Origin of the sequence: Streptomyces sp. NPDC006332 (genome assembly GCF_040612855.1) — a bacterium.
In the GTDB taxonomy this organism is placed as follows: domain Bacteria; phylum Actinomycetota; class Actinomycetes; order Streptomycetales; family Streptomycetaceae; genus Streptomyces.
Window position 1 is genome coordinate 1 of record NZ_JBEXRA010000006.1, and the last position, 23,808, is coordinate 23,808.

Consider the following 23,808-nt stretch of genomic DNA (forward strand, 5'->3'; position numbering starts at 1 on the left):
ACGCTCGCCAGTACCTCCTTGGTCACCGCGTACGAGCTGCTCCAGAACAGCGCGGCCGCCACGACGGAACACGTCGCCAAGACCCTGGTTTTCCGAGGACCAGGCGGGTTCGTCAGAGAGAACAGCGCTGAGCGACGTAGCCGTCGCTGCCCGTTTTCACGTAGGCGTCCGAGACGAACTGGCCGTCGCCGATGTTGTCCCAGATGTTCGACGAGCCGTACGGGCCCGACACGTTGGTGCCCGGTGTCTGGCAGAAGATCGGGATCCGCGCGCCCTCGGGCAGGACGCGGACGAGGCTGTAGCCGGTGCCGGGGCCGCTGCGGACGTTGAGACGGACGCCCGGTGCGACCGAGTAGTAGCTCACCGCCGCGGCCGCCATGGTGTCGGCTTCCGCCACACCGCCGCCCTCCGCGCCGCCGCCCTGTACCTTTTCGACACGGTCGACAGACATATGAGACCTCCCCCGTTGTGCCCCATGAGTGCCATGGGGCCCCGTTGATTCCCCCGAATCACGTCATGAAACACATGTACGTAACTCGTACGCGGAGGCTAGCAAGCCGCCTCCGTCTCGTACGCATCATCGACTAGGCTCCGTGCGTCGCGCGCGCGGACGAACAGCACGGGGGTGGTTCCATGGCGCCGCAGCACAACATCGGAGCGGGCGTGGAAGCGGAACTACCCGAGTACGCCGGTCACTACCGGCTGGACTCGTCTTTGGGGTCCGGCGGGATGGGCGTCGTGCACCTGGCCCGCAGCACCTCCGGGATGAAGGTCGCGGTCAAGGTCGTGCACGCCCGGTTCGCCAAGGACCCCGAGTTCAGGGGGCGGTTCCGGCAGGAGGTGGCCGCCGCGCGGCGGGTGAGCGGTGCCTTCACCGCGTCCGTCGTCGACGCCGATCCGGAGGCCGAACGGCCGTGGATGGCCACACTGTTCATCCCCGGCCCGACACTGTCCGACCATGTGAAGCGGAACGGCCCGATGGGGCCCTACCAGTTGCGCCGGCTGATGGCCGGTCTCGCCGAGGCGCTGCGTGACATCCATCGGGTCGGGGTCGTGCACCGGGACCTGAAGCCGAGCAACGTGCTGCTCGCTGAGGACGGGCCGAAGGTCATCGACTTCGGTATTTCCCGGCCGAAGGACAGCGAACTGCGGACCGAGACGGGCAAGTTGATCGGCACTCCGCCCTTCATGGCACCCGAGCAGTTTCGTCGGCCGCGTGAGGTCGGGCCCGCCGCCGATGTCTTCGCCCTCGGCTCCGTGATGGTGCACGCGGCCACGGGACGCGGGCCGTTCGACTCCGACAGCCCGTACGTCGTCGCCTACCAGGTCGTCCACGACGAGCCCGATATGACCGACGTTCCGGAGAACCTCGCTCCGCTCATCGTGCGGTGTCTCGCCAAGGAGCCCGAGGAACGGCCGACGCCTGACGAGCTGATGCGGGAGCTGCGGTCGGTGGCGGCCTCGTACGACACGCAGACGTTCGTCTGGGAGCAGCGGACGGGTGAGACGGCCGAGCCGGAGCCGCGTGCCGAAGGACCACAGCCGGAGCCGCAGCCGGAGCGGGGCGGCAGGCGGCGCCTGGGCAGGCGGGCGGCGATCGGAGCCGGCGCGATCGGTCTGGTCACGGTCGCCTCGCTGCTCTCGCTCCAGCTGTTCGACAGTGTGACGGCGGCGCCGAAGAGCGCTCCCTCTCCGACGACGGCAGCCGCGTTCCGGGCCTGGGCGGCGACGCCGACGCACACGGAGGGCACGCCGCAGTGCTCGTACGGCGCGGGGAAGGTGCTCTGTGCCCAGGCCGGGCTGGTCTTCGCCCTCAATCCGTCGGACGGTCGGCTGGTGTGGCGCCACTCCGTCGCCAGGACGTTCACGAGCGGACCGCCGGTCCCGGCGGGCGGCCTCGTACAGCCGTCGTTGGATCAGGGCCGACACCTGGAGGGGCTCGATCCGGCCTCGGGCAAGCCCCGTTGGCAGCGGAAGGTGCCCGCGTACAGCGGGCTGGCCGTCGCCGGGGGCATGTTGCTGCTGACCGGTGCCGACGGTGGCGTCACCGGGATCGACGGTGGTACGGGCGACACGAAGTGGAACCGGCGGGTTCCGGGCCACGAGCTGCCGCTCTTCGTCTCGTTCAGCGGGGATCCGCTGGCGTACGCGGCGAGCACCTCGGCGGACGGGGCGAGCACGCGGATCACCGCCGTCGATCCGGGCACGGGTGAGGTGCGGTGGGACACCCGGCTGCCGGGGTCACTGCGGCCGGTCGGTACGGCGGACGGGTCGGTCTTCTTCATCGCCGTCGACCAGGTGTACGGGAACACGGAGGCGGTGGTCCGCTACTCGCCGGACAGCCGCAGTGCACGGCGGGTGCCGCTGTCCGTCCCGGTCCAGCAGGCCAACGTCACGGTGCACGGGAACGTCGTCTACCTGATGGGCACCGGTGGCTCGCTGGTGGCCGTCGACCTGGACGCGCGCAAGAAGCGGTGGTCCCTGGAGACGGGGGTGTCCCGGGGCTCGGCTCCGGCGACGGACGGCCGGCATGTCTATCTCACGGCCCCTGACGGGCGGCTGCTCGCGGTGGACGCCCGCGACGGCAGACTGCTGGGGCAGACCTCCCCGCGACTCGGCAAGAACGCGGACAAAGTCGCGGCCGATCTGCCCGAGCCTGTGATCGTCGGCAACCACGTCTACGCCGGTTCCCCCGACGGCACCGTCTTCGCCGTCGACGGACGCGATCCGTCGGCCTGGTAGCGGACGCGGAGGGCCGCCCTCGGAGGAGTCCGAAGGCGGCCCGGCATCACCAGCGGGGAGCGGGAAAACGCTCAGCCCAGCTTGCTGACGTCCCGTACGGCGCCCTTGTCGGCGCTGGTGGCCATCGCCGCGTACGCGCGCAGTGCCGCCGAGACCTTGCGTTCACGGTTCTTCGGGGCGTAGACGCCGCCCAGGGCCTGCTCACGGCGGGCCAGTTCGGCCTGGTCCACCAGCAGCTCGATGGTGCGGCCCGGGATGTCGATGCGGATCCGGTCGCCGTCCTCGACCAGGGCGATGGTGCCGCCCGCGGCCGCCTCCGGGGACGCGTGGCCGATGGACAGGCCGGAGGTGCCGCCGGAGAAGCGGCCGTCGGTGACCAGGGCGCAGGCCTTTCCGAGGCCGCGGCCCTTCAGGTACGAGGTCGGGTAGAGCATCTCCTGCATGCCGGGGCCGCCCTTGGGGCCCTCGTAGCGGATGACGACGACGTCGCCCTCCTTGATCTCCTTCAGCAGGATCTTCTCGACGGCTTGCTCCTGCGACTCGCAGACGACCGCCGGGCCCTCGAAGGTCCAGATCGACTCGTCGACGCCGGCCGTCTTCACCACGCAGCCGTCGACCGCCAGGTTGCCCTTGAGGACCGCGAGGCCGCCGTCCTTGGAGTAGGCGTGCTCGGCGGAGCGGATGCAGCCGCCCTCGGCGTCCTGGTCCAGGGCCTCCCAGCGCTCGGACTGGGAGAAGGCCTCGGCGGAGCGCACGCAGCCGGGCGCCGCGTGCCACAGCTCCAGGGCCTCGGGGGACGGCGAGCCGGCGCGGACGTCCCACGTCTTCAGCCAGTCCGCCAGGGACGGGCTGTGCACCGAGTGCACGTCCTCGTTGAGCAGGCCGGCGCGGTGCAGCTCACCGAGGAGCGCGGGGATGCCGCCGGCGCGGTGCACGTCCTCCATGTAGTACGTGCGGTCCTTGGCCACGTTCGGGGCGACCTTCGCGAGGCAGGGCACGCGCCGCGAGACCTCGTTGATCTCCTCCAGGCCGAACGGGACGTCGGCCTCCTGGGCCGCCGCCAGCAGGTGCAGGATCGTGTTCGTCGAACCGCCCATGGCGATGTCCAGGGCCATCGCGTTCTCGAAGGCGGCGGTGGTCGCGATCGCCCGCGGGAGGACGGTGTCGTCGTCCTGCTCGTAGTAGCGGCGGGTGATGTCCATGACCGTGCGGGCCGCGTCGACGTACAGCTGCTTGCGGGCCGTGTGCGTGGCCAGGACCGAGCCGTTGCCGGGGAGGGAGAGGCCGATGGCCTCGGTGAGGCAGTTCATCGAGTTGGCGGTGAACATGCCGGAACAGCTGCCGCAGGTCGGACAGGCGTTCTCCTCGATACGGAGGATGTCCTCGTCCGAGATCTTGTCGTTCACGGCGTCGGAGATCGCGTCGACCAGGTCGAGCGTGCGGACCGTGCCGTCGACCAGGGTGGCGCGGCCGGACTCCATCGGGCCGCCGGAGACGAAGACCGTCGGGATGTTCAGGCGCAGGGCCGCGTTCAGCATGCCCGGGGTGATCTTGTCGCAGTTGGAGATGCAGACCAGGGCGTCGGCACAGTGGGCCTCGACCATGTACTCGACAGAGTCCGCGATGAGGTCGCGGGAGGGCAGGGAGTACAGCATGCCGCCGTGGCCCATCGCGATGCCGTCGTCCACCGCGATCGTGTTGAACTCGCGCGGGATGCCGCCGGCCTCGACGATCGCCTCGCTGACGATCCGGCCGACCGGCTGCAGGTGGGTGTGGCCCGGCACGAACTCGGTGAAGCTGTTGGCGACCGCGATGATCGGCTTGCGGCCGATGTCCGCACCGGGTACACCGGAGGCGCGCATAAGGGCGCGTGCGCCCGCCATGTTGCGGCCGTGGGTGACTGTGCGGGACCTCAGCTCGGGCATCGTCGCTCGCTCCTTCAGACAGGTATGGCTGTTATTGAGCGTACGCCGGTCATCCAGGGGTCGGGACGGGGTGTCCGGAATGCGGGATGCCTGTCTCGGGATCGTTGGGACTCGTCGGGACTCGTCAGGGCCGGGCGGGCCGCCGGTTCGCGGGGCGCGCGATCAGTCGCCGGTCAGATGTCCCTGCACCACCGGTGCCAACCGGGCGACGATCTGCTCCACGTCCGCCGACGCCAGCGGCTCGACCTTGATCACGTACCGCAGTATCGCGGTGCCGACCAGCTGCGCCGCGGCCAGCTCGGCACGCAGTTCGGCGTCCGGCAGGTCCAGCTGGGCGGCGACGCGACGCAGCAGCTGGGAGACGACCAGGCGGCGGAAGACGGCGGCCGCGGTCTCGTTGTTCACCGCCGAGCGGACGATCGCCAGCAGCGGGGTACGGGTGGTCGGGTTCTCCCAGATACCGAGGACGAAGCGGGTCAGACGCTCGCCGACCCCGTCCAGCGGGCCGTCGGCGACCGCGTCCGGAGCGTTCAGCGCGGGCGCGAAGGCGACCGTGATCGCCGCCTCGAAGACCTGTTCCTTGGTGCCGAAGTAGTGGTGGACCAGGGCCGCGTCGACCCCGGCGGCCTTGGCGATCCCCCGCACCGACGCCTTGTCGTAGCCCCGCTCGGAGAACTCCGCACGGGCCGCGGTCAGGATGCGGTCGCGGGTGTCCGCCGATTCCGTACGAGGGGGGCGGCCCCGCCCGCGTGCGGTGGCCCCGCCCGTCGATGGGGCGCCTTCGCCGGTCATCGTCGGGGCACCCGCACGGTCGAGGCCAGGTGCAGCCGTGCGAAGGCCAGCGCCTCGGCGAGGTCGGCCTCGCGCTCGGCGCCGGACATCGCGCGGCGGGTGTTGACCTCGATCACGACATGGCCGTCGAAGCCGGTCACGGCGAGGCGTTCCAGCAGTTCGGCGCAGGGCTGGGTGCCGCGGCCGGGGACCAGGTGCTCGTCCTTGGCCGAGCCCCTGCCGTCGGCGAGGTGGACGTGGCCGAGGCGGTCGGCCATGCGGTCGACCATCTCGATCGCGTCCGCGCGGGCCGTCGAGGTGTGGCTCAGGTCGATGGTGAAGTGCCGGTAGTCGTCCTTGGTCACGTCCCAGTCGGGCGCGTAGGCGAGCATCTCGCGGTCGCGGTAGCGCCAGGGGTACATGTTCTCGACCGCGAACCGTACGTCCGTCTCGTTCGCCATCCGCCAGATCCCGGTGACGAAGTCGCGGGCGTACTGGCGCTGCCAGCGGAACGGCGGGTGCACGACGACGGTGCTCGCGCCGAGCTTCTCGGCGGCGGCGCGGGCGCGCTGGAGCTTGACCCACGGGTCGGTGGACCACACGCGCTGCGTGATGAGCAGGCAGGGCGCGTGCACCGCGAGGATCGGGACGCCGTGGTAGTCGCTGAGTCTGCGCAGCGCCTGGATGTCCTGGCTGACGGGGTCGGTCCACACCATGACCTCGACGCCGTCGTAGCCGAGGCGCGCGGCGATCTCGAAGGCCGTCGCCGTCGACTCCGGGTAGACGGAGGCCGTCGACAGGGCGACCTTCGCATCCGGGATACGGACTACGTCCCTTGGTTCAGCCACCGGGCCAGCCTAAGGGGTGCGGTCGGGTGGGTGCGGGGGGCCTGTTCGCCGTTGTGGTGTTCGCCACGGGCGGGGGCGGGCGCTTTGTGGTGGCTCGTGCCCACCCGGTGGAGCCGCGCGTCGGCACGGCTCCGTACGTCTTCCGGCGCTACGGCGAATTCAGGCGCTACGGCGAACCCATGTGGTCAAGTCGCCGCAGGATCACGCCCTCCCGCAGGGCCCATGGGCATATCTCCACGCTGTCCACACCCAACAGGTCCATCGCGCCCTCCGCCACCAGGGCGCCCGCGAGGAGCTGGTTGGCGCGGCCCACCGAGACGCCGGGGAGTTCGGCGCGCTGGGCGGTGGTCATGCCGGCCAGCCGCGGCACCCAGGCCTCCAGGGACTCCCGCTTGAGTTCACGCTGGACGTAGAGGCCGTCGGCGGAGCGGGCCGCGCCGGCGAGGCGGGCGAGCTGCTTGAAGGTCTTGGACGTGGCGACCACGTGGTCGGGGGTGCCGAAGCGGGTGAACTCGCCGACGGTACGGGCGATCTGGGCGCGGACATGGCGCCGCAGGGCCCTGATCGCGTCCTGGTCCGGGGGGTCCTCGGGGAGCCAGCCCGCGGTGAGGCGGCCCGCGCCGAGCGGCAGCGACACCGCGGCGTCCGGTTCCTCGTCGATGCCGTACGCGACCTCGAGGGAGCCGCCGCCGATGTCCAGGACCAGCAGTTTTCCGGCCGACCAGCCGAACCAGCGGCGGGCGGCGAGGAAGGTGAGCCGGGCCTCCTCGGCGCCGGCCAGGACCTGGAGGTCGACGCCGGTCTCGGCCTGCACGCGTGCCAGGACGTCGTCCGCGTTGGTGGCCTCGCGCACGGCTGAGGTCGCGAACGGCAGCAGGTCCTCGACGCCCTTGTCCTCGGCGGCCTGGAGCGCCTCCTTGATGACCCCGACCAGTTTGTCGACGCCCTCGGGACCTATGGCTCCGTCCGTGTCGAGCAGTTGGGCCAGGCGCAGCTCCGCCTTGTGCGAGTGTGCGGGCAGCGGGCACGCCCCGGGGTGCGCATCCACCACCAGCAGGTGCACCGTGTTCGATCCCACGTCGAGGACACCGAGTCTCATGTACGGAACGCTACTGCCAGCGAAGCCGTGGGCTGCCTCCGGTGCGGTGTTCTCCGTCCTCTTCGCCGCGGATGCCGTCCTCGAAGCCTTTCTGGGGGCCGTCTCGGAAGCTGTCGCTGAGGCCGTCGCGGAAGCCGTGCCGACGGCTGGCTCTGGACCGGCCGTGAGCGACTTACCCTGGACGGGTGCCAAAGACGAAAAAGGCGAAGAACGACAAGACGGCCAAAACGCTTCAGGGTTCTTCGCAGGTGACAGCACCGAAGAAGTCGAGGAAGGCCCTGGAAGCCGACGAGAAGGGCCTCGACTTCGCGCGCGCGTGGGTGGAGTTTCCTGATCCGGCGGACGAAGAGCAGGTCTTCCGGTGCGATCTGACATGGCTGACCTCTCGCTGGAACTGCATCTTCGGCAGCGGCTGCCAGGGCATCCAGGCGGGCCGCGCGGACGACGGGTGCTGCACCCTGGGTGCCCACTTCTCCGACGAGGACGACGAGAAACGCGTCGCCGGGCATGTGGCCAGGCTCACTCCGGACATCTGGCAGAACCACGACGAGGGCGTGGCGCACGGCTGGGTGTCGGAGGACGAGGACGGCGACCGGCAGACCCGGCCGTTCCAGGGCTCGTGCATCTTCCAGAACCGGCCCGGTTTCGCGGGCGGCGCGGGCTGCTCGCTGCACATCCTCGCCCTGAAGGAGGGCCGCGAGCCGCTGGAGACCAAGCCGGACGTCTGCTGGCAGCTGCCGGTGCGGCGGACGTACGAGTGGATCGACCGGCCCGACGACACGCGGGTGCTGCAGGTGTCGATCGGTGAGTACGACCGACGCGGCTGGGGTCCGGGCGGCCACGACCTGCACTGGTGGTGCACGTCGGCGACCTCGGCGCACGGCGCGGGCGATCCGGTGTACGTGTCCTATCGGCCGGAGTTGATCGAGCTGTTGGGCAAGGCGGGCTACGACCGGCTGGTCGAGCTGTGCGAGGAGCGCCTGGCCTCGCAGCTGCCGCTGCTGGCGCCTCATCCGGCGGATCCTGTCGACTGAGGGGGCGGCGGAGGGGAGGGCTGGCGGGTCTCGGCGGGGCGGTGAGAGCAGGGCTGGCGGACGTCGGCAGGGCGGTGCTGGGGACCTCGCGGGTCCGCGGGCTTCGTGGCTGTGGCGGGCTTCGCGGCTTTCGCGGGCTTCGCGGCTGTGGCGGGCTTCGCGGCTTTCGCGGGCTTCGCGGCTCTGGCGGCTTCGCGGCTCCCGCATCGGCGGCGGGGCGTGCCCTCCTTCGCGGCTCCCGTCGGCTTCGCGGCTCCCGTCGGCTTTCGCGGCTTCCACGGGCTTCGCGGCTCTGGCGGCTTCGCCGCTCCCGCATCGGCGGCGGGGCGTGCCCTCCTTCGCGGCTCCCGTCGGCTTCGCGGCTTTCGCGGGCTTCGCAGCTCCCGCGGGCTTCGCGGCTTCCGCATCGGCGCCGGGCTGTGCCCTCCCTTTCGCGGCTCGCGGAGCCGTTCGGCTGGCATGGCCCACGGCCTGTCCTGTCGGATCTACGACGTGAACGGGCTCGGGTCGCCGCCCTCGCTGGGTGGTGGCGACGAGTCCCCCGGGTCGGGTGGGGCCGGGTCGGTCTGGGTCGGCTCCGGGGCGGAGGGCGGGGGCGGGTCGGCGGGGGTGGGGTCGAGGGTGGGCGGGGGCGTGGGGTCGGGGTCGGACGGGGGCAGCGTAGGGGTGCCGTGGCCGGGGGCGTGGTGGCCGTGGCCGGAGTCCGCCGGCTCGGGGGCGGCGGGGCCGGGCGCGGTGCCGTAGCCCTCGATGGAGACGATGGCGCCGACCGGTGAGATCGCCACCCGCGCGATCCAGTGCCCGGACGGCTCGCGCAGATGGTCGACGTACACCTTGATCGTCAACGATTCGCCCGGTTCGAGCGTTCCCGAGGACCGGCTGAGGTAGAGCCAGGCCGCCGGGGTGGTCGCGGACCAGCGCACGGGCGCTGAGCCGGTCGCCGTGAGGGTGACCAGGGTGGTGTCGCCGTGGCTGTCGGCCGCCACCTCCAGGTGTCCGGCGCCCTTCCGGCCCCCGCCGGCGACGCTGATGACCTCCACGGAGACGTCGGCCTTGGCGTCCTTGGCGAAGCGGCCACCGCTTCTGGCGCTGGCGTTGCCGGCGTTCTCGTAGCCGCCGGCGGCGTTCTCACCGTCGAGGGTGCCGGGCCCGTGCGCCTCGCCGGCGCTCACGGAGTGGCCGCCCGGGCCCTCGCCGGTCGGGGTGGTGCCCCGGTAGGCGGCCCACAGGGCCAGTACGGGGGCGGCGACGACGGTGGCGACGACGGTCGTGGTGACGGCACGCGCGCGCAGCCGGTCCCGGCGCGCGGCACGGTCCTTGGGGTCCATCGGGAAGCCGCGCCGGTTGAAGCGGGGCGCGCCGCGCCGCGCGCGCGGGAGGTGCGCCATCGCCTCGCTCAGGGCCGTGCGGGGCGCCGCCAGGACCGGCAGTTCGGCGGGGGTGACGACGGCGCCGGGCCAGCGGCCGGGGGTGGTGCGCTCGGCGGTGCGACGGCAGCGCGGGCAGTCGTCGACGTGCCGGACGAGTTCGCGGCGCAGGGCCGTGCTGAGCACCATCTCCTTGTCGCCGGTGAGCCGGGCGACGCTCGGACAGCCGCCGGTCTCCACGACGGCCAGGGCCGCGCGGGTGCGCTCGACCTCGCAGGCGGCGCAGGCGAGCAGTTCGCGGGCGGCGGCGGGGTCCAGACCGAGGACGGCGGCGAGTTCAGGGGCGGAGAGGTGGTGGCGCACGGCGAGTTCGAGCGCCTCGCGCTGCTCCGGGGTGGTACCGGCGGCCTCCGGCCAGGCGAGCAGGGCCAGTTCACGCCTGCGCTCCTCCTGGAGGTCGTCGGGGACCGGCGGGGTGTCGGGCTGCGCGCTGCGACGCCGGTCGGCGCCGGGGCGGCCCGCCGCGTGCGTGCTCTGACGTTTCTGCTTGGCCTCGGCCAGCGTGCGCAGACAGGTCCAGCGGGCCAGCGCGTACAGCCAGGCCCGGCGATCCCCGTCGGCCTCGGGGCCGCGGCGCTTCCCGGCGAGCGCGAGGGCATCGCGCAGGGCGGCGGTCGCGGCGTCGTGGTCGCACAGCACGGACAGGCAGTAGGTGAACAGGCCGTCCAGGTACGGCTCGTAGCGCGCGAGCGGCAAGTGCGCCAGCGTGCGCGCCGCCGCGCGGTCGCGTGCCTCCCGGTGCGCCCGGTGCGCGCCGGTGATGCGGGTCGAGGTCTCCGGACTGCTGCTCATCACCCGTGGACCGTAGGGGGCGCGGGTTCGCCCCTTCTTGTCCCTTGAGTTCTTTTAATCCATACGGGTGAAACGATCCCTCAATAGGGGACAGGAACGACTCCTTCCGTGGCTTGTTCTCGAAGGGAGTGGCCGGATCACGCGGGGTGACGGCGCGGTGGGAGCGGGCGGTGCACGGCACGTCGTCCGGGTCCCGTCCGCGCTGTCAGTGGTGCCGGTTACGGTTCGTGCATGGCTGCCCGTACGAAGTCCAGCAAGGAGCGCCCGTCCTACCGCTGCACCGAGTGCGGCTGGCAGACGGCCAAGTGGCTCGGCCGCTGCCCCGAGTGCCAGGCCTGGGGGACGGTCGAGGAGTACGGCACGCCCGCCGTGCGGACGACGACACCGGGCCGCGTCACCACCTCCGCCCTGCCCATCGGCCAGGTCGACGGCCGCCAGGCGACCGCCCGCGCCACCGGCGTGCCCGAACTGGACCGGGTGCTCGGCGGCGGCCTGGTCCCCGGCGCCGTGGTGCTGCTCGCGGGCGAGCCCGGCGTCGGCAAGTCCACGCTGCTCCTGGACGTGGCGGCCAAGTCGGCCAGCAACGAGCACCGCACCCTCTATGTGACCGGCGAGGAGTCCGCGAGCCAGGTACGGATGCGCGCCGACCGGATCGGTGCGATCGACGACCACCTGTATCTCGCCGCCGAGACCGACCTGTCCGCCGTGCTGGGCCACTTGGACGCGGTGAAGCCGTCCCTGCTGATCGTCGACTCGGTGCAGACGGTGGCCTCCCCGGAGATCGACGGCGCGCCCGGCGGCATGGCACAGGTGCGGGAGGTGGCGGGGGCGCTGATCCGGGCCTCCAAGGAGCGCGGGATGGCGACTCTCCTGGTGGGCCATGTCACCAAGGACGGAGCCATCGCCGGGCCCCGCCTCCTGGAGCACCTCGTGGACGTCGTGCTGAGCTTCGAGGGTGACCGGCACGCCCGCCTGCGTCTCGTACGAGGCGTCAAGAACCGCTACGGCGCCACGGACGAGGTCGGCTGCTTCGAGCTGCACGACGAGGGCATCACCGGCCTCGCCGACCCCAGCGGCCTGTTCCTGACCCGGCGCGCAGAACCGGTGCCCGGCACCTGCCTCACCGTCACCCTGGAGGGCCGCCGCCCCCTGGTCGCCGAGGTCCAGGCGCTCACCGTCGACTCGCAGATCCCCTCGCCCAGGCGTACGACGTCCGGTCTGGAGACCTCCCGGGTGTCGATGATGCTCGCCGTCCTGGAACAGCGCGGAAAAATCAGCGCTCTGGGCAAAAGGGACATCTACTCCGCGACGGTGGGCGGTGTGAAGTTGTCGGAACCCGCCGCCGACCTCGCCGTCGCACTCGCGCTGGCCTCGGCGGCCAGTGACACCCCGCTCCCGAAGAACCTCGTCGCGATCGGCGAGGTGGGCCTGGCGGGCGAGGTCAGAAGGGTCACGGGGGTGCAGCGCAGGCTCGCCGAAGCACACCGTCTGGGCTTCACGCACGCGCTCGTACCGGGCGATCCGGGCAAGGTCCCGGCGGGCATGAAGGTGTTGGAAGTCGCCGACATAGGAGACGCTCTGAGAGTCCTTCCCCGCTCGCGTAGGCGAGAGGCCCCACGGGACGACGAGGACCGCCGGTAGACTTTGCCCTGGTCTCGCCCGTCCGTACGAACCGCTTGTGCGAGGGGAGCGCCCCAGAACCTGCGACCGGAGGAGTGCAGTGGCAGCCAACGACCGGGCAGCAGCTCCCGGAAAGTCCGGCGGGAGTTCCGGTGCCGATGGCATGATGCGTGCCTCACTGAGCGCCGTGGCTCCCGGAACACCCCTGCGTGACGGCCTTGAGCGGGTCCTGCGCGGCAACACCGGCGGCCTCATCCTGCTCGGCTCCGACAAGACGGTCGAATCGATGTGTACGGGCGGTTTCGTCCTGGATGTCGAGTTCACGGCGACGCGACTGCGGGAGCTGTGCAAGCTCGACGGCGGCATCGTGTTGTCCTCCGACCTGTCGAAGATCCTCCGGGCGGGCGTCCAACTGCTCCCCGACCCGACGATCCCCACCGAGGAGACGGGTACGCGGCACCGCACCGCGGACCGGGTGAGCAAGCAGGTCGGCTTCCCGGTCGTCTCGGTCTCCCAGTCGATGCGGCTGATCGCCCTGTACGTCCACGGCCAGCGCCGGGTCCTGGAGGACTCGGCGGCGATCCTGTCCCGTGCCAACCAGGCACTGGCGACCCTGGAGCGCTACAAGCTCCGCCTCGACGAGGTCGCGGGCACGCTGTCCGCGCTGGAGATCGAGGACCTGGTGACCGTCCGGGACGTCTCGGCCGTGGCCCAGCGCCTTGAGATGGTCCGCCGTATCGCCACCGAGATCGCCGAGTACGTGGTGGAGCTCGGCACCGACGGGCGGCTGCTGGCGCTGCAGCTGGACGAGTTGATCGCCGGTGTGGAGCCCGAGCGTGAGCTGGTCGTGCGGGACTACGTCCCCGAGCCCACCGCGAAGCGCTCCCGCACGGTGGACGAGGCGCTGTACGAGCTGGACGCGCTCACCCACGCCGAGCTTCTCGAACTGCCCACGGTGGCAAGGGCGTTGGGCTACACGGGCTCACCGGAGGCGCTCGACTCGGCGGTGTCCCCGCGGGGCTTCAGGCTGCTCGCCAAGGTGCCCAGGCTGCCGGGCGCGATCATCGACCGGCTGGTGGAGCACTTCGGCGGCCTGCAGAAGCTGCTGGCCGCGAGCGTGGACGACCTGCAGGCCGTGGACGGCGTCGGCGAGGCGCGGGCACGGAGCGTGCGGGAGGGCCTCTCCCGGCTGGCGGAGTCGTCGATCCTGGAGCGCTACGTCTAGGGAGCGCCACGTCCAAGTCGTAGCGCTCGTTCTCTCCTAGGCGCTCAGTCGTTCTGGAGCACGAACGACGTCTGCGCGGTCCCGAAGCCGGGGGCCTTGGCCTCCACCAGGTACGTCCCGGCCTCGGCGGACCCCGCCGGGGGCGTCGCGCACTTGGGGGCGCTGGGCTTGCGGTTCCACTTCACCGTGTATGTGACGCTGCTGTCGGCCGGCACCCGGAATACCAGGTTCCCGGAGGTCTTGACGCAGTCCGCGGAGGACCAGTAGTCGTCGTCGCCCCCCGCCTGAGTGATCGTCAACACCGTGTTCTTCGGGCCGAGATCGACCTTGCAGTCACCGCCCGAGGAGTTCGTCGCGGTGAGCAGCAGGGCGGGAGTGGATCCGGGTCCGTACGTGTTGTGGAGGCTGCGCACGGTCAACTTCGTGGCCCCCGCGGTGCAGTTGGGAAGCGTGGAACTCGCGGGGAGGGTGTCACCGGCGGTGACCCCGCCGCCCGAGCCGCCGACGGCGGCCCCACCGCCCGAACCCTCCGAGCCGCCGGCCCCGCCGACGCCGTCCGAACCGGACCCGGCGCCCGAACTCGAACCGTCGCCCGAACCGCCGGCGGTCCCCGAGCCTCCCGAGCCCCCGCCGCTCGACTCCTCGCGCCCGCCGGGCGCTTGACTGATCGCGGGCCCGGATCCCGTAGGCCCCGGAGTGATCGTCGAGGGTGAGGGATTCTTGTCGCTGGGCCCGTCGGCACCGTTCTTGCCGCCTGAGCCGCCGGACATGGCGATCCAGGCGACCACCAGCGCCAACAGGGCCAGCACGGACACCAGTACGACCCTCCGCCGCCAGTAGATGGAGGAGGGAAGCGGCCCGACCGGATTGCGCAGAGATCCCACGGCGCAAACTGTACGAGAGATCGGCGCGTGAGCTTGCGCCACCCGCCGCCGTGGATCACAACTTTTCCGGATCATCATGCCGGAACGGGCCGTCCCGCCCCGCCCGTCGCCGGGAGCGGCAGGTGACGATCGCGAACGGTGACGACTTCGCCCGTTTCATGACGGTCCGTGATCAGGGACGTCGAGGGCACGAACCCCGACGCGCGCGCCCACGGTCCGCACCGGCACCGTCAGGTGCGCCCCGCGCGCTCCCCCACCGAAGGAGGCCCCGTCGGCCAGGCGCCGTCGGCAGGCCGGCGGACGCCTCTCCAACTGCTCTCCCGACCACGGACACACCAGCGCACGCCCGGGAACACACGTACGTGCCCTTCGTCATGGCAGGATCGGAATGTCATGACTGTGCCCACGAAGTCCCCGCGCCCCGTCAACAGCCCCGTCGGCGACGCCCCCGGCGAGCCGCTCCACGCCCCCGTCATCGACTGGTTCGACGAGCACGCCCGCGACCTGCCGTGGCGGCGCCCCGAGGCCGGCCCGTGGGGGGTGATGGTGAGCGAGTTCATGTTGCAGCAGACGCCGGTGAACCGCGTCCTGCCCGTCTACGAGCAGTGGCTGGCCCGCTGGCCGCGCCCCGCCGACCTGGCCGCGGACGCGCCGGGCGAGGCCGTGCGCGCCTGGGGCCGGCTCGGCTACCCGCGCCGCGCACTGCGGCTGCACGGCGCCGCCGTCGCCATAACGGAACGGCACGGTGGCGACGTACCGAAGGACCACGCCCAGTTGCTGGCGCTGCCCGGGATCGGCGAGTACACGGCCGCCGCCGTCGCCTCCTTCGCGTACGGGCAGCGGCACGCGGTACTGGACACCAACGTCCGCCGGGTCTTCGCCCGGGCCGTGACCGGGGTGCGGTACCCGCCGAACGCCACCACCGCCGCCGAACGCAAGCTGGCCCGCTCGCTGTTGCCCGAGGAGGAGCGGACGGCCGCGCGGTGGGCTGCCGCGTCCATGGAGCTGGGCGCACTCGTCTGCACCGCGAAGAACGAGAGCTGCCACCGCTGCCCGATCGCCGCGCAGTGCGCCTGGCGCCTCGCGGGCAAGCCGGAGCACGAGGGCCCGCCGCGCCGGGGCCAGACGTACGCCGGTACGGACCGGCAGGTGCGCGGCCGGCTGCTCGCCGTGCTGCGCGAGGCGCGCGGCCCCGTCCCGCAGCCGGCCCTGGACCGGGTGTGGCACGAGCCGGTGCAGCGCGCCCGGGCACTGGACGGTCTGGTCTCGGACGGTCTGGTGGAACCTCTCCCGGGTGGTTTGTATCGGCTGCCGTTGACACGGAGCTGACGCCAAATCGCCCTGTACCGGCACCAATCGGCGTGCCGCCTTACCCCGTCCCTACTTCTGTTACACAACCGACGGACAGCCGAGTGCTAGCCGAGCGCTGCTTCGCACAGCCCCGTGACAACACCTCCGTAGCTTCATCTGCGTACCCGGCGGACCGGGGACGACGGAGGACAGACCGACGGTGCGTAAGCCGGCGGACACGGGGATCAGGAGGCGGTCGACATGGCGCAGGGCGAGGTGCTCGGATTCGAGGAGTACGTCCGCACCCGGCAGGACGCGCTGCTGCGCAGCGCACGCCGGCTGGTCCCGGACCCTGTCGACGCGCAGGACCTGCTCCAGACGGCGCTGGTGCGGACGTACGGCCGCTGGGACGGGATCGCGGACAAGCGGCTCGCGGACGCCTACCTGCGCCGGGTCATGATCAACACCCGGACCGAGTGGTGGCGGGCACGGAAGCTGGAGGAGGTGCCGACCGAGCAGCTCCCGGACGCCTCGGTCGACGACGCCACCGAGCAGCACGCGGACCGTGCCCTGCTGATGGATGTCATGAAGGTCCTCGCCCCCAAGCAGCGCAGCGTCGTAGTCCTGCGACACTGGGAGCAGATGTCCACGGAGGAGACGGCCGCCGCACTCGGCATGTCGGCCGGAACCGTCAAGAGCACGCTGCACCGGGCGCTCGCCCGGCTCCGCGAGGAGTTGGAGAGCCGCGACCTGGACGCACGCGCGCTGGAGCGTGAGGAGCGGGAGCGTTGCGCGGCCTAGACACCAGGGCCGGGCGCGCGGGTGGGGGCCCTGACGGAATTGGCCCTCGCCCGCCGGGGCCCACACCCGCCCGGGTGACTTTCCAGGCGGCGATCACGGCGGTGGCCGTGCTCGCCGCCCTAGGCCTTTTCGTGTCCGCGTGCGGCACCGGCGGCACCGGCGCACGCGACGAGGGCCCGGCGCACGCCGACTCGATGGCGGGGGCCAAGATCTCCGCGTCGCCCTCACCCTCCCCTTCGCGGACGACCGACCGCGTCAACGCCGTCCGCCTCGTCAAGGCCGATCCGGCGGTCTCCGCGGAGGTCAAGCGCGAGCTGAAGCCGTGCGTGGCCGACAAGTACCCGGTGGACGTGTCGTACGGCGACCTGACCGGCGGGGCGGCGGACGACATCGTCGTCAACGTGCTGACCTGCGGAGACGCGGTCGGGATCGGCTCGTATGTGTATCGCGAGCAGGATGGTTCGTACCGGAACGTCTTCAAGGCCGAGGAGCCGCCGGTCTACGCGGAGATCGACCGCGGTGATCTGGTGGTGACCAAACAGGTGTACGAGAAGGGCGACCCGGTGTCGGCCCCGTCCGGGGAGATCGTGAACACCTACCACTGGCGCGGCACCCGTTTCGTCCAGACGTACAGCTCACGCAACGACTACGGGAAGACGGCCGAGGACGCCCCCACACCGGCGCCGGCCGACTGACTCGGCTGATCCGGCCCACCCCGGCTGACACGTTCTTGACACCGGACCGTGAAGATGGGTCCGTGACGCCGTGAACCGATCGGGCCCGCCGACCCGATCACCGGGTGACGGCACCACACGAGGACCGAGAACAGAGAGCAACGGATGGCAGACCAGACCCACGTTCTGTTCGTCGAGGACGACGACGTCATCCGCGAGGCCACCCAGCTCGCCCTGGAGCGCAACGGTTTCGCGGTCACCGCCATGCCCGACGGGTTGTCGGGCCTCGACGCGTTCCGCGCGGACCACCCCGACATCGCCCTGCTGGACGTCATGGTGCCCGGGCTCGACGGGGTGAGCCTGTGCCGCCGTATCCGGGACGAGTCGACCGTCCCGGTGATCATGCTGTCGGCGCGCGCCGACTCGATCGACGTCGTACTGGGGCTGGAGGCGGGTGCCGACGACTACGTCACCAAGCCGTTCGACGGCGCTGTCCTGGTCGCCCGGATCCGTGCCGTGCTGCGCCGCTTCGGGCACGCCGGCGGTGGCGACCGTACGGACGGGGCCGGGGCGCTGGCCGACGGTGGTCTGCTGGCCTTCGGTGATCTGGAGGTCGACACCGAGGGCATGGAGGTGCGCCGGGCCGGGCGGCCGGTGGCGCTGACGCCGACCGAGATGCGGCTGCTGCTGGAGTTCTCCTCGGCGCCGGGCACGGTGCTCTCGCGCGACAAGCTCCTGGAGCGGGTGTGGGACTACGGCTGGGGTGGGGACACGCGGGTCGTGGACGTCCATGTGCAGCGGCTGCGCACGAAGATCGGGCAGGACCGGATCGAGACGGTCCGCGGTTTCGGCTACAAGTTGAAGGCCTGAACAGGGGTATACGAGGTATGCGGGGGAGGAACCTTCGGCGCCCGGGCGCAGCCGTCATGGACAGACTGGGCCTGCGTACCGGCCTGCGCTGGAAGCTGAGCGCGGCCATCGCGCTGGTCGGTGCGCTGGTGGCGATCGCGCTGAGCCTCGTCGTGCACAACGCGGCGCGGGTGTCGATGCTGGACAACGCGCGTGACCTGGCCGACGAGCGCGTCCAGATCGCGCAGCGCAACTACGAACTGTCCGACCGGCCGAACTTCCCCAGCATCAAGATCGACGACCCGGATCTGCCCCGGGCCCTGCGCTCGAAGGTCGAGCAGGGGCGCCGGGCGACCTACGTGTCGGACCGGCCGGGCGGTGTGCCGGACATCTGGGCGGCGGTACCGGTCAAGGGCGGGCATGTGCTGTCCCTGCACACCGGGTTCACCGACCGCAGCACCGACATCCTCAAGGACCTCGACCAGGCCCTGGTGATCGGCTCCATCGCGGTCGTCTTCGGCGGGAGCGCGCTCGGCGTGCTCATCGGCGGGCAGCTCTCGCGCCGGCTGCGCAAGGCCGCGGCCGCGGCGAACCGGGTCGCCAACGGTGAGGCGGACGTGCGGGTGCGGGACGCCATCGTCGGGGTCGTACGGGACGAGACCGATGACCTCGCGAGGGCGGTGGACGCCATGGCCGACGTGTTGCAGCAGCGGCTGGAGGCGGAGCGACGGGTCACCGCCGACATCGCGCACGAACTGCGCACCCCGGTGACCGGACTGCTGACCGCCGCCGAACTGCTGCCCCCGGGCCGCCCGACGGAGCTGGTCCTCGACCGGGCGAAGGCGATGCGCACCCTCGTCGAGGACGTCCTGGAGGTCGCCCGTCTCGACGGCGCCTCCGAACGGGCCGAGCTGCAGGACATCCTGCTGGGCGAGTTCATCCGGCGGCGGGTGGTGGCGAAGGACCCCGCGATCGAGGTGCGGGTGGTGCACGAGTCGGAGGTGACCACCGATCCACGCCGCCTGGAGCGCGTGCTGTTCAACCTGCTCACCAACGCGGCCCGGCACGGCAGGCCGCCGATCGAGGTCACCGTCGAGGGCCGGGTGATCCGGGTCCGCGACCACGGCCCCGGGTTCCCCGAGCACCTGCTCGCCGAGGGGCCGAGCCGCTTCCGCACGGGCAGCACCGACCGCTCCGGCCGCGGCCACGGGCTGGGCCTGACCATCGCGGCCGGGCAGGCCAGGGTGCTGGGGGCCCGGCTGACCTTCCGCAACGTACGCCCGGCGGGCGCGCCCGAGGACGTCCCGGCGGAGGGGGCGGTGGCGGTGCTGTGGCTGCCGGAACACGCGCCGACCAGCACGGGGAGCTATCCGATGCTGCCGTAGCCTCTGGCGGCTCGGCGGTCGGGGCCTTCAGGCGGTCGAGATCCTCGCTGCTCCGGGGGGGGCATGGCGACGGCGGCACGAGAAGGGCGGTAACGACGAAGGCGGGTAACGACGAGGCGGCATGCCGAAGGCCCCCGGGGCGGACACCATCCGGGGGCCTTCGGCTCATGGAGAGCTCGCTGGGGTGCTCTCTGGGGAGCTCAGACCGCCCCGGCGAGCGGCGACTTCTCCGCCACGCCGTCCGTCGGGCCGTCGTTCTTCGACGCCTCGTCCGCCTTCTGCGGTCCCGCCCCCTTCAGCGGAACCTCCTTGACGAACACGGCCGCCAGCAGCGCGGCCACGGCGACGATCGATCCCAGCAGGAACGCCGAGTGCGTGCCGGCCGACACCGCGTGCTTGTACGCCTCGCTCACCGCGGCCGGCAGCTTCGCCAGGCTCGCCGCGTCCAGCTGCGCGGACTGCTCGGTCACCTTGGAACCCAGTGCCCCGGCCCGCTCGGACATGACCTCGGTGACCCGGTTGTTGAACAGCGCGCCCATGATCGCGACGCCGAAGGAGGAGCCGAGCGTACGGAACAGGGTGGTCGAGGAGGACGCGACGCCCATGTCCTTCATCTCGACGCTGTTCTGCGCGACCAGCATGGTGATCTGCATCAGGCAGCCCATGCCGAGACCGACGACGGCCATGAACACACCGGAGGTGAACCGGGTGGTGTCGGTGTCCATCGTGGAGAGCAGATACAGCCCGACGACCATCAGCACGCTGCCGACCAGCGGGAAGATCTTGTACTTGCCGGTGTTGGTGGTCACCCGTCCCGCGACCATCGAGGTCACCAGCATGGCGCCGAGCATCGGCAGGAGCAGCAACCCGGAGTTGGTCGCGGACGCGCCCTGGACCGACTGCTGGTACAGCGGCAGGAAGAGGGTCGCGCCGAACATCACGAAGCCGGTGATGAAGCCGATCAGCGACATCAGGGTGAAGTTACGGCTGCGGAAGATGTGCAGCGGCACGATCGGCTCCGCGGCCTTGGTCTGCCAGAACACGAAGCCGATGAGCGAGGCGACACCAATGCCGATCAGTTCCATGATCCGCGCGGACGTCCAGGCGTACTCCGAACCGCCCCAGGTGGTGACGAGCACGATGGAGGTGATGCCGACGGTCAGCAGAGCGGCGCCGAGATAGTCGATCCGCGCCTGCGCCCGCTTCTTCGGCAGATGCAGTACGACACTGATCGCGGCCAGCGCCACCACGCCGAGCGGCAGGTTGATGTAGAAGGACCAGCGCCAGCCCCAGTTGTCGGTGATGGTGCCGCCGACCAGCGGCCCGCCGATCATCGCGAGCGCCATGACGCCCGCCATCATTCCCTGGTACTTGCCGCGCTCGCGGGGCGGTATCAGGTCGCCGATGATCGCCATGACGCCGACCATCAGACCACCGGCGCCCAGGCCCTGGATCGCGCGGAAGCCGATCAGCTGCCCCATGTCCTGGGCCATGCCGCTCAGCGCCGAGCCGATCAGGAACAGCACGATCGAGCTCATGAAGACGCCCTTGCGCCCGTACATGTCGCCGATCTTGCCCCACAGGGGGGTGGAGGCGGCGGTCGCGAGGGTGTACCCGGTCACCACCCACGAAAGGTGTTCGAGTCCGCCGAGCTCGCCGACGATCGTCGGCATCGCCGTGCCCACGATCATGTTGTCGAGCATCGCGAGCATCATGGTGATCATGAGCGCGAGCAGCACGACGCGCACGCTCCTGGGTTGTTTCTCCGGTTCCGTCTCGACCGTCTGTGTGTCCGCCATCGTTTCCACTCCCCTGTGACCTGCTCCGGTCGACTACTTACTTGCCGCCCGGCTAGTTGGCTACCATGGGAAGGTAGACCCGTAACTAGCCGGGCGTCAAGTAAGTTTTTCGGGAGTGCGACGATGGGCGGCACCATGGACGGCACCAAGCAACAGCGCCGCGGCGACACCCGCCAGCGCATCCAGGACGTGGCCCTCGGGCTCTTCGCCGAGCAGGGGTACGAGAAGACCTCACTGCGCGAGATCGCGGAGGCCCTCGACGTCACCAAGGCGGCCCTGTACTACCACTTCAAGACCAAGGAAGAGATCCTCGTCAGCATCTTCGAGGACCTCACCCAACCCATCCTCGACCTGATCGACTGGGGCAGGCGCCAGCCGCACACCCTGGAGACGAAGCAGGAGATCGTACGGCGCTACAGCGAGGTCCTGGCCGGCGCGACGCCACTGTTCCGCTTCATGCAGGAGAACCAGGCGACGGTACGTGAGCTGCGGGTCGGCGAGACCTTCAAGAACCGGATGATCGGCCTACGCGAGATCATCGTGGACCCGGAGGCGGACCTGGTCGACCAGGTCCGCTGCGTCAGCGCGCTGTTCACCATGCACGCGGGGATGTTCCTGCTCCAGGACCTGGACGCCACCCCCGAGGAGAAGCGCCAGGCGGTCCTGGACGTGGCCACCGACCTGGTGACGCAGGCCCACAAGGGCGCCTGAGGGTCCGTCACGGCCCGGACCGAAGTGATCCGGGCCGACTCCCGCGGCGGTCTCAGACGTGGACGCCCTTGGCACGCAGGAACTTGACCGGGTCTATGGCCGAGCCGTAGTTGGGCGTCGTACGGATCTCGAAGTGCAGGTGCGGGCCGGTGGTGTTGCCGGTGTCGCCGGACAGAGCGATGCGCTGACCGGTCTTGACTATCTGGCCGACCCGCACGTCGATCCGGGACAGGTGGGCGTACTGGGAGTACGTCCCGCCACCGTGCTTGATGACGATGGCGTTGCCGTACGCGGGGCCGTCACCGCCGCCGTTGCCGCCCGCCTTGACGACGGTGCCGCCGTGCGCGGCCATGACCGGCGTACCGCTCGGCACGGCGAAGTCCTGCCCGCTGTGCTTGGCGTGCCACAGGCTGCCGGCCTGGTTGAAGCTCGCGGTCAGTGTGTACTTCCGCACCGGGTCGATCCAGGAGATCTTCTTCTTCGCGGCGGCCTTCTTCGCGGTGGCCTTCTTCGCGGCAGCCTTCTTGGCTGCGGCCTGCACCTTCGCCTGCTCGACGACGGTGACCTTGGCGGCCTTGGCCTGCACGACGGACTGCGCCTGGACGATACCGGCGGCCGGGGCCGCCGACGGGGCGTCGGCGGCGGCCGCGACTCCGGCCCCCAGCGCGACCGACGCTCCCAGGCCGACGGTGATCACGGCCGCGCGGGTGCGGAGAAGGGACACACGGGAAGTACGGGACGAGACGCGCTGGAACATCAGAACCTCATGGGGACGGGGACAGAAAGACCACCCGGCGCGAACACCCCGCCGAATGGGCCATCCCTTGGTAACCGCCGACCCCAGATACGCCCAAACCAGCTATCTACGAATGAATCTAGTATTTCCTCCCAAACATCAAGACTTCTTGACAGATCAGCCATCGGGGATAAATCGGCCCAGGAGGGCGGATACGCCAAGAGTTCGAAGACAAATGCCCCTTTTGCACCTTTTTAATTGATCACTATTCCGGTTAGTAACGGACAAATCGCCTGTGCGGCATGTCACCGGGCCGCCAGATCAGCGGACTTCAGAATGTGACGGCGACTACTCGGCCGCCCGACCGGAACCCACCGTTCCTGATCGACAGTCAGACACCTTCGATCCCCGCGATGTGACGCACGTCTCTGGCTACTTACCCCTCGGTAACTCTACGGTTCCTCTCGCGCCACCCTCACCCACGAACATGCATCCGAAAACTGCAGAACGTCCCGACGTGAGAGGAACCCCCCATGACGAGACGACGCCCCTGGGCGCGCCACACCGCCGTCACCGCTGTCTCCGCCGCCGCCGTCGTGGCACTGGCCGTCCCCGCCGAGGCCGCCACGACGGCCACCAGCACCTCCCCGACCTCCCAGGCCGCCGCAGCCGCGGACGTCGACTACGCCACCTGGCAGCGGGACTGCCAGGGCGTGATGGACCAGGCGCTGCCCTATCTGAAGCAGCGCATAGCGGCCACCAAGCCGGGCGAGAAGCAGGCGATCGTCTTCGACGTCGACAACACCACGCTGGAGACCGACTTCGGCTTCAGCTACCCGCAGCCCGCCAACAAGCCGGTGCTGAACGTCGCCGATTACGCCCAGAAGCACGACGTCTCGCTGTTCTTCGTCACCGCCCGACCGGGAATCATCTCTGGTGTGACCGACTACAACCTCAAGAACGTCGGCTACCGGGTGTCCGGGCTCTACGTCCGTGGCTTCAGCGACCTCTTCAAGGACGTCGCCGCCTACAAGACCGCCCAGCGCGTCGCCATCGAGTCCAAGGGCTACACGATCATCGCGAACATCGGCAACAGCGCCACCGACCTGTCGGGCGGCCATGCCGAGAAGACGTACAAACTTCCTGACTACGACGGTCAGTTGTCGTAATTCCGCGGGCACACACGCGGACATACG

General features: G+C 70.8%; 20 protein-coding genes. 11 read left to right on the top strand and 9 right to left on the bottom strand.

The features are described 5' to 3' along the window. Nucleotides 1-112 precede the first annotated feature (112 nt). Nucleotides 113-451 carry an SH3 domain-containing protein gene (locus ABZ027_RS07560; protein ID WP_356765389.1) on the bottom strand — a complete coding sequence of 113 codons (339 nt, stop codon included), beginning with the start codon at nt 449-451 and terminating at the stop codon, nt 113-115. Between the two features lie 182 nt (nt 452-633). Here ABZ027_RS07560 and ABZ027_RS07565 point away from each other — a divergent pair, with 182 nt between their 5' ends. Next, nucleotides 634-2,742 (top strand): serine/threonine-protein kinase, encoded by a 2,109-nt coding sequence (locus ABZ027_RS07565; protein ID WP_356765391.1) that lies wholly within the window; start codon nt 634-636, stop codon nt 2,740-2,742. A gap of 71 nt (nt 2,743-2,813) precedes the next feature. On the opposite strand, the gene ilvD is transcribed toward ABZ027_RS07565, so the two are convergent. From ilvD to ABZ027_RS07585, 4 genes are all read right to left on the bottom strand, one after another. Further along, entirely contained in the window at nt 2,814-4,667 is a 1,854-nt protein-coding gene (ilvD, locus tag ABZ027_RS07570; RefSeq protein ID WP_356765393.1) for a dihydroxy-acid dehydratase, read from the bottom strand. Nucleotides 4,668-4,829: 162 nt separating this feature from the next. Next, nucleotides 4,830-5,459: a TetR family transcriptional regulator gene (locus tag ABZ027_RS07575; RefSeq protein ID WP_356765395.1), complete on the bottom strand. Its 630-nt coding sequence runs from the start codon at nt 5,457-5,459 to the stop codon at nt 4,830-4,832. After that, nucleotides 5,456-6,286: a sugar phosphate isomerase/epimerase gene (locus ABZ027_RS07580; protein WP_356765397.1), complete on the bottom strand. Its 831-nt coding sequence runs from the start codon at nt 6,284-6,286 to the stop codon at nt 5,456-5,458. The genes ABZ027_RS07575 and ABZ027_RS07580 overlap by 4 nt, the downstream gene beginning before the upstream one ends. Nucleotides 6,287-6,452: 166 nt before the next feature. Beyond that, complete coding sequence (locus ABZ027_RS07585; RefSeq protein WP_356765399.1) at nt 6,453-7,385, bottom strand: Ppx/GppA phosphatase family protein; 933 nt, start codon at nt 7,383-7,385, stop codon at nt 6,453-6,455. Nucleotides 7,386-7,570: 185 nt separating this feature from the next. Here ABZ027_RS07585 and ABZ027_RS07590 point away from each other — a divergent pair, with 185 nt between their 5' ends. Continuing rightward, the gene (locus tag ABZ027_RS07590) at nt 7,571-8,419 is read left to right on the top strand and encodes a hypothetical protein (RefSeq protein WP_356765401.1); all 849 of its coding nucleotides are present in this window, start codon (nt 7,571-7,573) and stop codon (nt 8,417-8,419) included. A gap of 485 nt (nt 8,420-8,904) precedes the next feature. Here ABZ027_RS07590 and ABZ027_RS07595 read toward each other — a convergent pair whose 3' ends face one another. After that, the gene (locus tag ABZ027_RS07595; RefSeq protein ID WP_356765403.1) at nt 8,905-10,641 is read right to left on the bottom strand and encodes a hypothetical protein; all 1,737 of its coding nucleotides are present in this window, start codon (nt 10,639-10,641) and stop codon (nt 8,905-8,907) included. 228 nt (nt 10,642-10,869) lie between these two features. Between ABZ027_RS07595 and radA the strand changes: the two genes are divergently transcribed. Further along, the gene (gene radA / locus ABZ027_RS07600; protein ID WP_356765405.1) at nt 10,870-12,279 is read left to right on the top strand and encodes a DNA repair protein RadA; all 1,410 of its coding nucleotides are present in this window, start codon (nt 10,870-10,872) and stop codon (nt 12,277-12,279) included. Between the two features lie 79 nt (nt 12,280-12,358). Continuing rightward, nucleotides 12,359-13,483 carry a DNA integrity scanning diadenylate cyclase DisA gene (gene disA / locus ABZ027_RS07605; protein ID WP_356765407.1) on the top strand — a complete coding sequence of 375 codons (1,125 nt, stop codon included), beginning with the start codon at nt 12,359-12,361 and terminating at the stop codon, nt 13,481-13,483. Nucleotides 13,484-13,527: 44 nt separating this feature from the next. Here the strand turns inward: disA and ABZ027_RS07610 are convergent, their stop codons facing one another. Then, the gene (locus ABZ027_RS07610) at nt 13,528-14,367 is read right to left on the bottom strand and encodes a hypothetical protein (protein WP_356765409.1); all 840 of its coding nucleotides are present in this window, start codon (nt 14,365-14,367) and stop codon (nt 13,528-13,530) included. Nucleotides 14,368-14,760: 393 nt separating this feature from the next. On the opposite strand from ABZ027_RS07610, the gene ABZ027_RS07615 reads away from it, so the two are divergent. The 5 genes from ABZ027_RS07615 to cseC all read left to right on the top strand — a co-directional run bounded on the left by ABZ027_RS07615 (nt 14,761) and on the right by cseC (nt 19,366). Beyond that, entirely contained in the window at nt 14,761-15,696 is a 936-nt protein-coding gene (locus tag ABZ027_RS07615; protein WP_356765411.1) for an A/G-specific adenine glycosylase, read from the top strand. A gap of 222 nt (nt 15,697-15,918) precedes the next feature. Continuing rightward, nucleotides 15,919-16,458, top strand: a complete 540-nt coding sequence (locus tag ABZ027_RS07620) for a SigE family RNA polymerase sigma factor (protein WP_356765413.1) — start codon at nt 15,919-15,921, stop codon at nt 16,456-16,458. A 74-nt stretch (nt 16,459-16,532) separates the two neighbouring features. Beyond that, on the top strand, nt 16,533-17,153 hold the full coding sequence (locus ABZ027_RS07625) for a hypothetical protein (protein ID WP_356765415.1): 621 nt from the start codon (nt 16,533-16,535) through the stop codon (nt 17,151-17,153). A 144-nt stretch (nt 17,154-17,297) separates the two neighbouring features. Further along, entirely contained in the window at nt 17,298-18,002 is a 705-nt protein-coding gene (gene cseB / locus ABZ027_RS07630; RefSeq protein ID WP_356765417.1) for a two-component system response regulator CseB, read from the top strand. Nucleotides 18,003-18,058: 56 nt separating this feature from the next. After that, on the top strand, nt 18,059-19,366 hold the full coding sequence (cseC, locus tag ABZ027_RS07635; RefSeq protein WP_356765419.1) for a two-component system sensor histidine kinase CseC: 1,308 nt from the start codon (nt 18,059-18,061) through the stop codon (nt 19,364-19,366). Between the two features lie 200 nt (nt 19,367-19,566). Here the strand turns inward: cseC and ABZ027_RS07640 are convergent, their stop codons facing one another. Next, complete coding sequence (locus tag ABZ027_RS07640; protein ID WP_356765421.1) at nt 19,567-21,165, bottom strand: MDR family MFS transporter; 1,599 nt, start codon at nt 21,163-21,165, stop codon at nt 19,567-19,569. 123 nt (nt 21,166-21,288) lie between these two features. On the opposite strand from ABZ027_RS07640, the gene ABZ027_RS07645 reads away from it, so the two are divergent. Next, nucleotides 21,289-21,876 carry a TetR family transcriptional regulator gene (locus tag ABZ027_RS07645; protein ID WP_356765423.1) on the top strand — a complete coding sequence of 196 codons (588 nt, stop codon included), beginning with the start codon at nt 21,289-21,291 and terminating at the stop codon, nt 21,874-21,876. A 52-nt stretch (nt 21,877-21,928) separates the two neighbouring features. On the opposite strand, the gene ABZ027_RS07650 is transcribed toward ABZ027_RS07645, so the two are convergent. After that, a complete protein-coding gene (locus ABZ027_RS07650; protein ID WP_356765425.1) occupies nt 21,929-22,633 on the bottom strand; it encodes a M23 family metallopeptidase in 705 nt (234 codons plus the stop codon). Between the two features lie 512 nt (nt 22,634-23,145). Here ABZ027_RS07650 and ABZ027_RS07655 point away from each other — a divergent pair. Continuing rightward, nucleotides 23,146-23,781, top strand: coding sequence for an HAD family acid phosphatase (locus ABZ027_RS07655; protein ID WP_356765427.1), 636 nt, complete (start codon nt 23,146-23,148; stop codon nt 23,779-23,781). The last annotated feature ends 27 nt before the right edge of the window (nt 23,782-23,808 follow it).

Bases quoted from the DNA above. Each gene is read 5' to 3' on its own strand.
- ABZ027_RS07560 (WP_356765389.1), bottom strand. From the start codon at position 451: ATGTCTGTCGACCGTGTCGAAAAGGTACAGGGCGGCGGCGCGGAGGGC.
- ABZ027_RS07565 (WP_356765391.1), top strand. From the start codon at position 634: ATGGCGCCGCAGCACAACATCGGAGCGGGCGTGGAAGCGGAACTACCC.
- ilvD (WP_356765393.1), bottom strand. From the start codon at position 4,667: ATGCCCGAGCTGAGGTCCCGCACAGTCACCCACGGCCGCAACATGGCG.
- ABZ027_RS07575 (WP_356765395.1), bottom strand. From the start codon at position 5,459: ATGACCGGCGAAGGCGCCCCATCGACGGGCGGGGCCACCGCACGCGGG.
- ABZ027_RS07585 (WP_356765399.1), bottom strand. From the start codon at position 7,385: ATGAGACTCGGTGTCCTCGACGTGGGATCGAACACGGTGCACCTGCTG.
- radA (WP_356765405.1), top strand. From the start codon at position 10,870: ATGGCTGCCCGTACGAAGTCCAGCAAGGAGCGCCCGTCCTACCGCTGC.
- ABZ027_RS07615 (WP_356765411.1), top strand. From the start codon at position 14,761: ATGACTGTGCCCACGAAGTCCCCGCGCCCCGTCAACAGCCCCGTCGGC.
- ABZ027_RS07620 (WP_356765413.1), top strand. From the start codon at position 15,919: ATGGCGCAGGGCGAGGTGCTCGGATTCGAGGAGTACGTCCGCACCCGG.
- cseB (WP_356765417.1), top strand. From the start codon at position 17,298: ATGGCAGACCAGACCCACGTTCTGTTCGTCGAGGACGACGACGTCATC.
- cseC (WP_356765419.1), top strand. From the start codon at position 18,059: ATGGACAGACTGGGCCTGCGTACCGGCCTGCGCTGGAAGCTGAGCGCG.
- ABZ027_RS07640 (WP_356765421.1), bottom strand. From the start codon at position 21,165: ATGGCGGACACACAGACGGTCGAGACGGAACCGGAGAAACAACCCAGG.
- ABZ027_RS07645 (WP_356765423.1), top strand. From the start codon at position 21,289: ATGGGCGGCACCATGGACGGCACCAAGCAACAGCGCCGCGGCGACACC.
- ABZ027_RS07650 (WP_356765425.1), bottom strand. From the start codon at position 22,633: ATGTTCCAGCGCGTCTCGTCCCGTACTTCCCGTGTGTCCCTTCTCCGC.
- ABZ027_RS07655 (WP_356765427.1), top strand. From the start codon at position 23,146: ATGACGAGACGACGCCCCTGGGCGCGCCACACCGCCGTCACCGCTGTC.